The organism is Enterobacter sp. 01-M-02-SI-ECC (assembly GCF_047530595.1).
GTDB lineage: Bacteria > Pseudomonadota > Gammaproteobacteria > Enterobacterales > Enterobacteriaceae > Enterobacter > Enterobacter cloacae_M.
This window is the reverse complement of record NZ_JBLKCZ010000013.1, coordinates 65,696-77,772: the sequence shown is the minus strand read 5'-3', so window position 1 is coordinate 77,772 and position 12,077 is coordinate 65,696. Positions and strand designations below refer to the sequence as shown.

Sequence of the window (12,077 nt, the reverse complement as noted above, 5' to 3'; positions counted from 1 at the left end):
AACGACATTGCTGTCAGTCCGGAGTGAGTAAGGTGTATGTCACCCACCATCTATGATATCGCACGGGTTGCGGGCGTATCGAAATCAACCGTTTCCCGCGTTCTGAATAAACAAACGAATATTTCTCCCGAAGCGCGTGAAAAAGTGCTGAAGGCGATTGACGAATTAAATTATCAGCCCAACAAACTGGCCCGCGCCCTGACCTCTTCAGGCTTCGATGCCATTATGGTTATTTCGACCCGTTCAACCAAAACCACTGCCGGAAATCCTTTTTTCTCAGATGTCCTGCATGCCATTACGGCAAAAGCGGAAGAAGAAGGATTTGACGTTATTTTACAAACGTCAAAAAGCAGCGAAGACGATCTGCTGAAATGCGTGAATAAAATAAAACAGAAGATGATCAAAGGGATCATTATGCTGAGCTCACCGGCAAATGAATCCTTTTTCACCACGCTGGATGCGTATGGCGTACCGGTAGTAGTTATCGGCAAAGTCGAAGGTGAGTTTCAGAATATTTATTCCGTCGACACGGATAATTTCCATGACAGCGCCACGCTGACCGAAACCTTTATTAAAAACGGACGCCGTAAAATTGCCTGTCTGCATGCCCCGCTTGATTATCATGTTTCGATCGATCGTCTTGCGGGCTATAAAGCCAGTCTGGAAAAGTACCATATTGCCCTCAACCCGGACTGGATCAGGGATGGCGGTTATACCCATGAGAGTGCGCTTACGGCGGCGCTGGAATTGTTGTCTTCACCCATGCCGCCTGATGCAGTATTCGCTACCGACAGCATGAAGTTACTTAGCCTCTATCGCGCGGCGGATGAGTTGAATCTGATGATCCCGGAGCAGGTGGTCATCGCCGGATACAGTGACCCGATGCTGTCTCTCATTTTAACGCCCGCACCTGGCGGCTTCGATATCCCGACCCGAAAACTGGGCGAAGAGAGCTGCGATCTTCTTTTCAGGCGTATTGCGGGTCAGCCCGCACCGCAAAAAGTTCTCGTTGATACCCACTTTTTACTGGCGGCCTCGCTGCGCTAAAACCAGGGGCTTAGCGCCCCTGGCGTGCTCTCGGTCAGAACGCGTAATTTACCCCAACGCCCGCATAGTGGAAGCGGTCGTTTTTACCCTCGTCATGGTTTTCCCATTCATAGGCGTATTCAAGCGTCATGGATAAACCGTTGTTGAAGTCATAGGCATACTGCATACCCAGGCGGTTGAAATCATGTCCTTCACGCTCAGGATCGTCCTGCCAGTCCCAGTTCGACCAGCGATCGAGCCCCAGTCGGGTATAAGGCGTTAAGGTCGTCTGGCCCAATGAAATAGGCAGGTAGGCGCGAATTTCCTGGGTGGAGAATTCGCCGTTATTACGCGAACCGTTCATATTGAAACCGCGCTCTAAATAGTAATTCACTTTAGCCGCAAAGGTTTCGTTAATGGTCCAGGTAAAGCCCGTTTCGGTTTCAACGCGGCTATCAGAATAACCGGTTTTCTCCAGATCGTTGGCAAACTGATACATGGCAAACCAGCCGCCAAAGCGCCAGTCATCGGTTAATTTAATATCCCAGTCAGGTTGAACTTTGTAGCGCTGCATATTCGCGCTGCCGTCTTTGGCTCCGTGCTCATCTTTAAAGTGGTAGCCATAATTACGGAAACCACCGGTCAGACCGAAAGTAAAATCATCGGTTCCAATAAAGCGATAGCGTAATTCAAATTCAGGACGGTCGAAATAGGTTCCACGGGTCATACTGCTGTAATCAACCGGCCCCTCCTGATACATCGCCAGCGAAATAGTCCACGCATCCCAGGTTGCATTGAACCACACGGAAGGTTCATATAATCCATCTTTATCGTCGCCCTGCCCCTCAACGTTTTCGATTTCATACATCGCGCCGATATTAAATTCCCACTGTTTTGCTGTTTCTGATGCTTGTGCACAGCTAACCCCTGCGCACAGCACGAGCGCAGCACTTCTTAGTAGAGTACTCATTTAATTTTCCCTTTATAAGTAACAAACAAAAAAACCGGAAATTTGCATTTCCGGCGAACACCTTTCTTATCTAATAGCCGCTTCGGTTTCAGCGTCGAAGAAATGGCACTTGTTCATATCGAACTGGATGTCGATATTATCCCCAGAGGCATAATCATTCGCCGCGCCAGCGCGCACAACCAGCTCATGGCCGCCAACGGTGGCGTAAAGCATGAACTCCGCTCCGGTCAGTTCGGCTACGCTGACTTTCGCCGCGATATTCTCACCTCGACTCTGCAGCGTGAGAATATCTTCCGGGCGGATCCCAAAGACCACGGCTTTGCGCTGATACCCTGCGGCATTCAGTGAAGCGAGCTTGTCCTCCGGGATCGCAAGACGCAGCGTTTCCGTAACAAAATAGCGATCGTCGATAGCGCCGCGAATAAAGTTCATGGCTGGCGATCCAATAAATCCTGCAACAAACATGTTTGCAGGTTCGTTGTACACCTGCTTCGGTGCACCGACCTGCTGAATAATGCCGTCTTTTAAGATCACGATGCGGGTCGCCATGGTCATGGCTTCCGTCTGATCGTGGGTCACGTAAATCATGGTGGTGTTGAGCTTCTGGTGCAGCTTGCTGATTTCAGCCCGCATCTGCACGCGAAGCTTGGCATCGAGGTTAGAGAGCGGTTCATCCATCAGGAACACGCCCGCCTCGCGCACGATCGCCCTGCCCAACGCCACGCGCTGACGCTGGCCGCCGGACAGCGCGCCGGGTTTGCGCTTGAGGTACTCGCGTAATCCGAGGATCTGTGCCGCCCAGTTAACGCGGTCTTCGATAACCGCAGGCGCAATTTTTTGCATCTTCAGGCCAAACGCCATGTTGTCGTAGACCGTCATATGCGGATAAAGCGCATAGTTCTGGAAGACCATCGCAATATCGCGAGACTTGGCGGGCACGTCATTCATGCATACCCCGTCAATAATCAGTTCACCGGCGCTGATCTCCTCCAGACCGGCAATCATTCGCAGCGTGGTGGATTTACCGCAGCCCGAAGGCCCAACGAAGACGATGAACTCCTTGTCTTCGATTTCGAGACTGAAATCCTTAACCACGTGGACCTGGTTATCATAGATTTTCTGAATGTGTTTCAGGGACAGTTGAGCCATTGTTAATTCCTTAGCAATACGTCCGGGATGCCCAAAACTCGGTCAGGCATTTCCAGGTCAGTTCCCGCGTTGAATGAAGTTGTAATCCCGCATGGTTCAGGCCAGCTCCAATCCCAACGGATAGCAATCCCGCCGCGTTGATCGCCTCAACGCCTGCAGGTGCATCTTCGATACCTATAGCCGCGTCAGGACGCACATTCAGGCCTGCACAGGCGGCGAGGAAGATCTCCGGGTCTGGTTTTGAGCGGCGAATACGGGAAGCATCGGCGCAAAAATCGAAGGCCTGATCAATGCCAAGCGCGTGCAGGATCCCCGGGGCATTCAAGGAAACGGAGGCGAGCCCAATTTTGACCTTCGCCGCACGGATATCCGCCAGCACGTCGCGAATACCGGGAAGCAGTGAATCCTCCGTCAGCGACGCCAGAGACTGGACATAGAGCGCGTTTTTCTTCGTCGCCAGCGCGAGGCACTGCTCATCGCTAAACGTCCCCTCTTTCCCGCCATGCTTCAGGATGCGCTGAAGGGAATCCATGCGGCTAATGCCCTTCAGCTGTTCGTTAAACGCTTCGTCGAAGGTGATGCCGATTTCATCCGCCACTGCACGCCAGGCCAGAAAATGGAGGTGTGCGGTATCGGCGATCACACCGTCCAGATCGAATACAACAGCCTTAAGCATCATGGCGCCTCTCCGTGGTAGCGGTCCCATTTTCAGATGCAAGAAAATCCTTATAAGCGCAAATTTTCCGCCCCGATACATGTAGCGTTTTGCCCCACAGCGTCAGCGTGGCAGGTACTGCAGCTTCTATGGTTAACACCTCATTTTCATAGGTGAAGTGCAGCGTTGCGTTCCGCCAGCGCAGAGGGAATGTGAGTTTTTGCCAGTGAGCTGGCAGTTTCGGCGCAAGATGCAGCTCCCCTTCTACAATCTGCACACCGGCAAAGCCCTGAATGACGCCGGACCAGATAGCGCCGGTCGCAGCGGCGTGAATTCCGTCATCGCAGCTGTGCGGGTCGTCCCCAAGATCAATTGCGACGCCATCGCGCCAGAAGGCGTAGGCACCTTCGACGTCACCACAGCGGGCAGTCACAATGCCGTGAATGGCCTTGCTCAGCGAAGAATCATGGATCGTGCGGGGCTCGTAGAACGCCAGATTGGCGGCGCACTGCTGCGGGGTAAACCGCTCCGGCAACAGGTAGGTAAGCATCACCACATCGGCCTGCTTAAGGATCTGCATGTCGTTGACTTCCGCGCGGGAATAATCGAGCAGAATGGTCTGCTTACCCGCTTTGGCTTTGTAGCGGCTCAGATCGATGGCAGGTTTTGCCATAAAGGTATCATCCTGCGGGAGCACACCGTCTGAATTGGCCTCCGGCAGCCATAAGCGCGTCAGGAACCGTGTCGCTTTCTGCGTAAAACCTTCATCCTCGCGCCCAAACATCGTCATAAACTGGCGAGCGCAGGCGACGTTGTGCCAGGCCAGATAGTTGGTATAAGCGTTGTTGTTCACATGCTCGGTGTATTCGTCAGGTCCGATAACGTCATGGATTTCGAGACGACCATTAATTTCCGTCGCGCGGCCCATCCAGAACGCAGCGGTTTCCATCAAGAGCGTCAGACCTTCATTCCGCATAAAGGTCTCATCGTGCGTCGCCTGCCAGTAAGCGACGACGGCCCAGGCGATGTCCGCCACGATGTGGTGTTCCGCCAGCGCGGAGGCCACCTTCTGACGCGTGCCGGTTCGGATGTTGATAGCCGCGAACTCCGGCGTCTCTTCCAGCCCGCTGGCGGCGCTTTCCCATGGAAACAACGCGCCGGGCCAGCCGTTGCGACGGGCTTTTTCCCGCGCCCCGGCCAGGTTGAGCCAACGATAGCGCAGCAGGCTACGGGCGGTCTGGGGACGCGTGAAGAGATGGAAAGGCAGCAGGAAAATTTCGGTATCCCAAAAGACGTGGCCTTTATACCCCTCTCCAGTCAGCCCTTTGGCGGCGATACTGCTTCGCTCATCATGGGCTGGCGTCATGGCCGTCAAATGCCAGACGGCGTAATCCAGCGCCATCTGATCCTGATGTTCCGTAGAGTCAACCTCCACCCGAGCGTTACGCCAGACCTCTTGCCAGGCACACGCCGAACTCTCAAGCAAGGCGTCGTAGCCTCTTGCCGCACAGACTTTGAGATCGGCCAGCGCGTTGCGAGCGAAAGAGGCCTGCGACAGTGCCTTATCACTGCGATGTGCAACCCAGACGATTTTTTCAAGCGTGACAGTGTCACCCTTCGCAATCGTCAGCGAATGATGGGCGCTGAGACGACGATTTTTGGCGGTGAAACAGCTGTCGCTCTTCGCTGAGAGCTGACAATACGCTGAAACAGCAATCTCAGACGTGCGGTCCTGCGTTTCATATACGCCCTGCATGTATTCCTGATCGAACACTCTGACCGACACTTCATCAAGATGCTGTCTGCCGCTGTTCGTTTGCGTTGCGTCAATGCCGGTTTGCAGCACGGCGTGCGCGACGGCATCGAGCGGCGTGATGGAAAGCTGCATGGCCACTAAGGGCAACTGGACCAGCGACACAAAACGACGGCTCTCCAGACGATAGCGTTTCCCGTCAGACGAGCGCCAGACGACGCTGCGACGAAGTTCGCCATTGGCAAACGCCAGCTCGCGCTGCCACTCGAGGATTTCGCCTGACAGGAGCGTGAAATTGATGCCATCCAGCTCAACATCAATACCGATGATATCCGGCAGATTGACCAGCTCAGTGGTCTCGTTGCGACCAGCACGATGATAGAGACCCGCAAGATACATGCCTCTGGTTTGCTGGGTGTAATCTTCTTCGTGCGTAGCGCGGATCCCCATGTAGCCATTACCGCAGGCCATGATGGAGGCGTATTTATTCAGGCTGTGTGGACAAAAGCCCGGGTCGGTTAATACAGACACGTTTAGCATAACGTCACGCTTTCCCCTGTTTCTGCAGATTCATACAGCGCGGCGACGAGCTGCTGGATAACCAGCCCCTGCTCTGCATCAGCGATCATGACGGGCTCTCCCTGCACATGCCGCACAAAGGCATCCATACTGCGCATATGACGCCGATCGTCAGCCTCTTCACGCTGCGTGAGGGTGACTAAAGTCCCGGCTTCGTCGTTGTAGATGTGCGCCGGGAACAGCATGGCGCCCGCCTTTTCACCGCAAAATGCGACGTTCATGATGGATTGTTCACGGATATTGAGCGCAAACGACGTGTCCAGACGCAGAATGCCGCCGTTGCAAAATTCAATGGTGCCAAACAGGGCATCTTCAACGGTAAACTGCGTGGGATCCCACGCGCCAAACTGGCCGCTGCTTTTACGGTTTCCCAGCCTCTGGAAGCTGTGTGCCGTCACCTTTTTTACCGCCGGGAACCCCAGCACGTACATAGCGGCATCGAGCATATGGATGCCGATATCAATCAACGGCCCACCGCCCTGTAGCGTTTTGTTGGTAAAGACGCCCCAGCCGGGAACCCCGCAGCGGCGTAGCGCCTGCGCAGTGGTGTAATAAATTTCTCCCAGCGCCCCCTTCATCACAGCCTCACGCAGCAGTTGCGTATCGAGAGCAAAGCGATGGTGAAAATCATACGCCAGCACTTTTCCCGCCTTGCGCGCGGCCATGCGCATCCGATCGGCCTCCTGCGGCGTCATAGCAGGTGGTTTTTCACACATCACGTGGCAGCCAGCTTCCAGCGCTGCCATGACGTGCTCGAAATGGAACCGGTTAGGCGAACAGACGCTCACCACATCCGGCTTAACCGCCTCGAGCATGTCTCGCGCATCCTGCCATACCGAGGAAATACCATGACGTTCCGCAAACGCCAGAGCCTGTTCAGGATGGCTGTCCATGACAGCCACCATCTGAACATCACTGCGCGTGGCGTAATACGAGGCATGCACTTTATCCGCGACCTGCCCGGCGCCAATGATGGCAACGCGCAGAGGCGAAGGTGTAGAAGCACTCATCACGCTCGTCATCCTTAGCATTCACGCAAGTAAGTGAGCGAATCCCGGTATGCCTGAGCCGGATCCTCGGCGCGAACACGGCACTCATACACCACGTAACCCTGGTAGTTATCGGCACGCAGCTGATCGAACAGGCTGGCAAAATCGAGGCTGCCGCTGCCCGGCTGGTAGCGGTGGTTATCTGCAATGTGTACATGGCCCAGCAGATCGCGGTGCTGATGCAGCGCATCCGTCAGCGAGTCTTCTTCGATGTTCATATGATAGAAATCGCCGATGATCTGCACGTGCTTCAGACCGTTCTCTTCGATATAGCGACGCGCGTCAGCCAGGGTGTTGATCATGTGATCCTGATAACGGTTCAGCGGCTCCAGGTAGACGGTTGTTCCGGTGCGCGCCGCCACCTCATCCAGCCAGCGCAGGGAGGCGCTTACGGCTTTGCGGTCACCGTCCAGGCTGCGTGGAGAGGTCATTGGTGGCAGACGGAAGGTAAACATCCCCCAGGCAGCAGGCACGATAATGCCCTTTCCGCCGACTTCCGCCAGCGCTTCCAGAATGCGTTCGATCTGCTGTAACCCGTTCAGACGGCGTTCTTCGATGAAATCACCGATCCAGCCATCGTATCCGCCACATGCTGTCGTCACCGGCAGACCGGTAGCTTTGATGGCCGCTTTCACTTCATCGAGGTTTTCCACCAGCAGGCGGCCGTCAATTTCGTAGCCATCAAAACCCATTGCTTTGATGTACTCGAATTTCTCCATGATGCTGGTCGGGAAAAAGGCCTGGTTTTGTGTTGCGATCTTCATGATTTGCTGTCCTTAGCTTAAAAAGTGACGCCCATTTTGATACTGAGTTCCGGGTGCTGATCGACATACTTCATATAGCTTTCCGGGGTGGTGTCGAAGGTCACGACCGGGTCGATCAGATCTTCACAATTCAGATAACCGTTCATCAGCAATTCCCAGCAGGTCTCTTCAATACGCTTGCGGCTCCAGCGCGGGTAGTCCGGGTTGGGTTCGCTGCAGGCGCGGGAGAAGACAATCTTCGCGTTATTGAAATGCGCTTCGCGGCCGAGGTTAAAGCCTTCCGCGAACGGTTTTGCGAAAGCTACATAGGAGATGGTGCCGCCGTAGGCAAGTCCGCGCAGCGCGGACTGCAGCGCATCTGCAAAGCCGCTGGTTTCGATGATCGCGTCCGCGCCCTGCTTCCCGGTCAGCTTTTTGATTTCCAGACCGACATCAGTGCCTATGGGGTTCAGACAGTGGTCTGCCCCATGACGACGGGCGATCTCACAGCGGTGTTCGATTGGATCAACGCCGATAACCACTGACGCACCGGCTTTTTTCGCCAGCTGAATCGCAATCTGCCCAATGGCTCCCAGACCGACCACGACCACAAAGTCGCCCACGCGGACGTTGGCATCACGCACGCCGCTCATGGCGAACTGCGCCGGATCGTAGCAAACGGCGTTTTTCCAGGACGCAACCTGCGGCATTTTGCGCAGCTTGTAGTTGTTCACCGCGTTAACGATCACCGTTTCCTGCAGCGGGCCGTAGCAGCAGACGCTGTCGCCGATCTGATATTCAGTGACGTCATCACCGCATTCGATAATCTCGCCAACAATCATGTTGCCCAGCTGGAACTTACCGAATTCGATCCCGCGGGCCGCCCCTTCTTCACGCGGCGTGAACATCTGCCACTCCGCGTTGAACTCTTCGTCAATAAACGGGCTTGCCGCGCGGAAGTCCACGACTTCAGTGCCGTGCTTTGGCGCGCCAAAGCGTGCACGAATTTTCACTTCATGTGCTCCCACAGCACGATCTTCATATTCCACCAGCGCCGCCACGCGTGGCGCTGTCGCTACTAATTTTTTCATGACTGACTCCTTGTTAAAATTGGCCGCCTCAGCCCTTCACGCCACCGGCGGTCAAACCACTTTTAATAAAACGTTCAGACAGGGCGTACATGATGACCACCGGAAGCGCCGTCACCAGCGATGCCGCCATCATGCGACCCCAGATATAATCTGGTGTGCTAAAGAGCGTGTTCAGCCCGACCGGCAAGGTGAAATTGCTGGCGCTGGACAGGAAAATGGACGCAAACAGATAGTCGTTCCACGCCACCATGAAGCAGTAGACAAACACCGATACGAGCCCGGAAATCGCCAGCGGCACGGTGATGCGGAAGATGATTTGCAGGCGGTTAAGGCCGTCCATCATCGCGGCTTCTTCGATTTCGTCCGGGATGGTGTCGAAATAGCTGCGCAGCATGAACACCGCTGTCGGTAAAGTTTGGGTCACCATGGTGATAATCAGCGCCAGCTCGGTGTCGTAGATCCCAAGGGCAGTGATGATTTTGAACAGCGGCACCACCAGCAATATTCCGGAGAACATGTAGACGGTGTAAAAACTCGCGTTGATCGTCGTGCGGCCTTTAAAACGCAGTTTGGACAAGGCGTAAGCCCCCAGCGTGCCGAGAAACACGGCAATCACCGAGGAGATCAGCGACACCACCATGCTGTTTTTGAAATAGTCCACAAACGGGAAAATCAGTGGGTTAAAGATGTCGACGTAATGCTGCAGCGTCCACGCCTGCGGCAAAATGGTCGGGTTAAGCGATATAGCCTCTTTCGCGCTCTTGAATGACGTCATCAGCATCACGAAGAACGGGAATAGCGTGATGACCAGGAATACCGCCAGACCGAGATAAAAACCAATACGGCTCAGTACGCGTTTATTTGTTGCCATTGAGGTTTACCCTTTTTCTGGTCAGCAAAATCACCGCGAAGATGATCACGAACAGCACGACGGAGATCGCCGCAGCCTTACCCAAATCGTTGAAAGCGAATGCCGTTTTGTAGAGGTAGACGCCCAAAATATCGACCTTGGTCGTCAACAGATAGACATCCGCAAACATGTAGAACATCCAGATAGTGCGGAGCGTCACTACCGTTGCCAGCACCGGCATAATCGCGGGCAGCGTAACGATTCGAAAACGCTGCCAGGCATTCGCGCCGTCCATTTCCGCCGCTTCATACAGCGACTTATCAATGGTCTGCAAAATCGCGAGGAACGAAATGAACGCGTACGGGAAGTAGCGCCAGATGGCGAACAGCACCACCAGCACAAAGCTGCTGCCAGGATTGTCGAACCACAGGGGTGCCTGGTCATACAGATGCAGCAGGTCAACGCCCAGATAGTTCACAATGCCGTAGCCGTTGTTGAACATGTATTTCCATGCAAACACCAGCGAAATGGACGGGGTAACGTAGGACAAAATCACCAGTGAACGTGCCGTTTTCCGCAGACGGAATTCACGGTTAAAGAAGATCGCAACCGCCAGACCCAACCCCGTGCTGCCGATCACCACCAGCGCGGTGTACCAGAACGTCATCCACAGCGAGTGCCAGAATGCTGCATCACTGAGAATGCGAATGTAATTATCCAGCCCGACAAACACAGCGCTAATGCGCGGGTTAAGCGGCAGACGTAAGAAACTGATTTCAATATTGGAAATCATTGGCCAGGCCACCAGGCCCCCCAGCAAAATCAGGCTGGGGGCCAACAGCAGCATGGCAAAAGGCATATCTGAACGACCAGAAAACAACGTCTTCATAATTTCCTTCCGCAGAGCGCTCCTATCGTTGTGAAATCAGATCGGTCAGACGCTTCTGGCTGTTACTAAGCGTGTTGCTGAGATCTTTTTTCCCCACCGTGACGTTATGCACCATGGAACTGATGATGCCGGACCCGGTAACATCGCCCATGCGTGTGAAGTTTTTGTCCCCCACCGCGCCAAACACCTGCACATTCGGGAACTGCGCAATCAGTTCGTAAGGCAGTTGTCCAAACGCTTTAATCACATCGTTGTTTTTCCAGGTATCGGTGCCCACCACCAGCTTGTTCACCGGCAGTGCCGCGCCGGGAGACATCATGACCCAGTCGGTTGCGTTTTGAGCCTGCTCCATCCAGGTCACAAATTTCTCAGCCGCCTGAGTCTCATCTTCAGTTTGACCGGTGGTAATCGTCAGCGACGTGACCATGCCGTAAACAGCAGAAGAGGTTTCTGTTGGGACGACGAAGCCCAGATTGGCAGGTTTTCCGTCCAGGAATACCGCCGGAAGGATGTAGGTGGAGTACACCGCCATCGGCGCAGAACCGTTCATGAAGGCATCTTTGATCTCCATGACGTCGTTTGAACCCGGCATGGTGGTCGCGGCCAGATCTTTATAAAACGCCAGGGCTTTTGCCATTTCAGGGGTATCGATGTCGACGTTCCCTTTGGCATCAAAAACGTTCGCGCCGCCGGAAAGCGCAAACTGGGAGAATGCCTGCTCCGTCATCACGCTTTCGGCGGTGGGCAGCGCAATGCCGTAATGTTTTTTAGCCGGGTCGTTGAGCCTCTGAGTGGCTTTCAGCAGCTGTTCCCAGTTATGCGGCTCCTGGATACCCGCCGCCGCAAGCGCATCTTTGTGATACCAGACGCCGGATAGCCAGGCGCTGACTGGCACCCCCGTCCAGGCAGAACCGTCTTCCGTACGAACAACACGCAAAATGCCGTCATAGAAGGTGTCCTCGCCTACCGCTTTAATGGCTTCGCCGATAGCTTTGCGATCCAGGAGCTGTTCCTTGTCCATGACTTTCGCGTAGTCATGGCTGACTTCAATCACCTCTGGCAGCGCGCCCGTTCTGGCGAGCGTAATGACCTTGGTGTTGTAGGCATCCTCTTCGACCGGCACCTGTTTCACCGTGATGCCGGGGTTCTCTTTCTCGAACTTTTCGATCAGCTTAGTGATAACCGCCTGACGCTCCTGCTCGACTGACGAGTGCATAAACTCAATAGTCACAGCAGAATTTTTGTCGTCCTTGCAGCCTGATAACAAGGCGCACGAAACCAGTGCTGAAATCAGCACGATTCTGGGCATTTTCATTTTTAAGG

11 protein-coding genes are annotated in these 12,077 nt (G+C 54.4%); 1 reads left to right on the top strand and 10 read right to left on the bottom strand.

The genetic code is table 11. The annotated features are described in order from the left end of the window. The first annotated feature begins 36 nt into the window (after positions 1-36). Positions 37-1,047: a LacI family DNA-binding transcriptional regulator gene (locus ACMWLG_RS16815; RefSeq protein ID WP_045400125.1), complete on the top strand. Its 1,011-nt coding sequence runs from the start codon at positions 37-39 to the stop codon at positions 1,045-1,047. 34 nt (positions 1,048-1,081) lie between these two features. Here ACMWLG_RS16815 and ACMWLG_RS16810 read toward each other — a convergent pair whose 3' ends face one another. From ACMWLG_RS16810 to ACMWLG_RS16765, 10 genes are all read right to left on the bottom strand, one after another. After that, complete coding sequence (locus tag ACMWLG_RS16810; protein ID WP_023312032.1) at positions 1,082-1,996, bottom strand: OmpG family monomeric porin; 915 nt, start codon at positions 1,994-1,996, stop codon at positions 1,082-1,084. 66 nt (positions 1,997-2,062) lie between these two features. Further along, positions 2,063-3,145: an ABC transporter ATP-binding protein gene (locus ACMWLG_RS16805; RefSeq protein ID WP_023312033.1), complete on the bottom strand. Its 1,083-nt coding sequence runs from the start codon at positions 3,143-3,145 to the stop codon at positions 2,063-2,065. A gap of 10 nt (positions 3,146-3,155) precedes the next feature. After that, entirely contained in the window at positions 3,156-3,824 is a 669-nt protein-coding gene (gene pgmB / locus ACMWLG_RS16800; protein WP_045400129.1) for a beta-phosphoglucomutase, read from the bottom strand. After that, positions 3,814-6,093: a glycoside hydrolase family 65 protein gene (locus ACMWLG_RS16795; RefSeq protein ID WP_045620482.1), complete on the bottom strand. Its 2,280-nt coding sequence runs from the start codon at positions 6,091-6,093 to the stop codon at positions 3,814-3,816. Before ACMWLG_RS16795 ends, pgmB begins: the two co-directional genes overlap by 11 nt. Further along, complete coding sequence (locus tag ACMWLG_RS16790; RefSeq protein WP_088545041.1) at positions 6,087-7,145, bottom strand: Gfo/Idh/MocA family protein; 1,059 nt, start codon at positions 7,143-7,145, stop codon at positions 6,087-6,089. Before ACMWLG_RS16790 ends, ACMWLG_RS16795 begins: the two co-directional genes overlap by 7 nt. Positions 7,146-7,156: 11 nt before the next feature. After that, entirely contained in the window at positions 7,157-7,945 is a 789-nt protein-coding gene (locus tag ACMWLG_RS16785; protein ID WP_023312037.1) for a sugar phosphate isomerase/epimerase family protein, read from the bottom strand. A gap of 17 nt (positions 7,946-7,962) precedes the next feature. Then, positions 7,963-9,015: a zinc-dependent alcohol dehydrogenase gene (locus ACMWLG_RS16780; RefSeq protein ID WP_045400136.1), complete on the bottom strand. Its 1,053-nt coding sequence runs from the start codon at positions 9,013-9,015 to the stop codon at positions 7,963-7,965. Positions 9,016-9,043: 28 nt separating this feature from the next. After that, the gene (locus ACMWLG_RS16775) at positions 9,044-9,886 is read right to left on the bottom strand and encodes a carbohydrate ABC transporter permease (protein WP_045400139.1); all 843 of its coding nucleotides are present in this window, start codon (positions 9,884-9,886) and stop codon (positions 9,044-9,046) included. Next, complete coding sequence (locus tag ACMWLG_RS16770) at positions 9,873-10,754, bottom strand: carbohydrate ABC transporter permease (protein ID WP_023312040.1); 882 nt, start codon at positions 10,752-10,754, stop codon at positions 9,873-9,875. Before ACMWLG_RS16770 ends, ACMWLG_RS16775 begins: the two co-directional genes overlap by 14 nt. Positions 10,755-10,776: 22 nt before the next feature. Then, a complete protein-coding gene (locus tag ACMWLG_RS16765; protein WP_045400143.1) occupies positions 10,777-12,069 on the bottom strand; it encodes an ABC transporter substrate-binding protein in 1,293 nt (430 codons plus the stop codon). Positions 12,070-12,077: the final 8 nt, after the last annotated feature.

Coding starts and splice junctions, on each gene's coding strand:
- ACMWLG_RS16815 (WP_045400125.1), top strand. CDS start 37: ATGTCACCCACCATCTATGATATCGCACGGGTTGCGGGCGTATCGAAA.
- ACMWLG_RS16810 (WP_023312032.1), bottom strand. CDS start 1,996: ATGAGTACTCTACTAAGAAGTGCTGCGCTCGTGCTGTGCGCAGGGGTT.
- ACMWLG_RS16805 (WP_023312033.1), bottom strand. CDS start 3,145: ATGGCTCAACTGTCCCTGAAACACATTCAGAAAATCTATGATAACCAG.
- pgmB (WP_045400129.1), bottom strand. CDS start 3,824: ATGATGCTTAAGGCTGTTGTATTCGATCTGGACGGTGTGATCGCCGAT.
- ACMWLG_RS16795 (WP_045620482.1), bottom strand. CDS start 6,093: ATGCTAAACGTGTCTGTATTAACCGACCCGGGCTTTTGTCCACACAGC.
- ACMWLG_RS16785 (WP_023312037.1), bottom strand. CDS start 7,945: ATGAAGATCGCAACACAAAACCAGGCCTTTTTCCCGACCAGCATCATG.
- ACMWLG_RS16780 (WP_045400136.1), bottom strand. CDS start 9,015: ATGAAAAAATTAGTAGCGACAGCGCCACGCGTGGCGGCGCTGGTGGAA.
- ACMWLG_RS16775 (WP_045400139.1), bottom strand. CDS start 9,886: ATGGCAACAAATAAACGCGTACTGAGCCGTATTGGTTTTTATCTCGGT.
- ACMWLG_RS16770 (WP_023312040.1), bottom strand. CDS start 10,754: ATGAAGACGTTGTTTTCTGGTCGTTCAGATATGCCTTTTGCCATGCTG.
- ACMWLG_RS16765 (WP_045400143.1), bottom strand. CDS start 12,069: ATGAAAATGCCCAGAATCGTGCTGATTTCAGCACTGGTTTCGTGCGCC.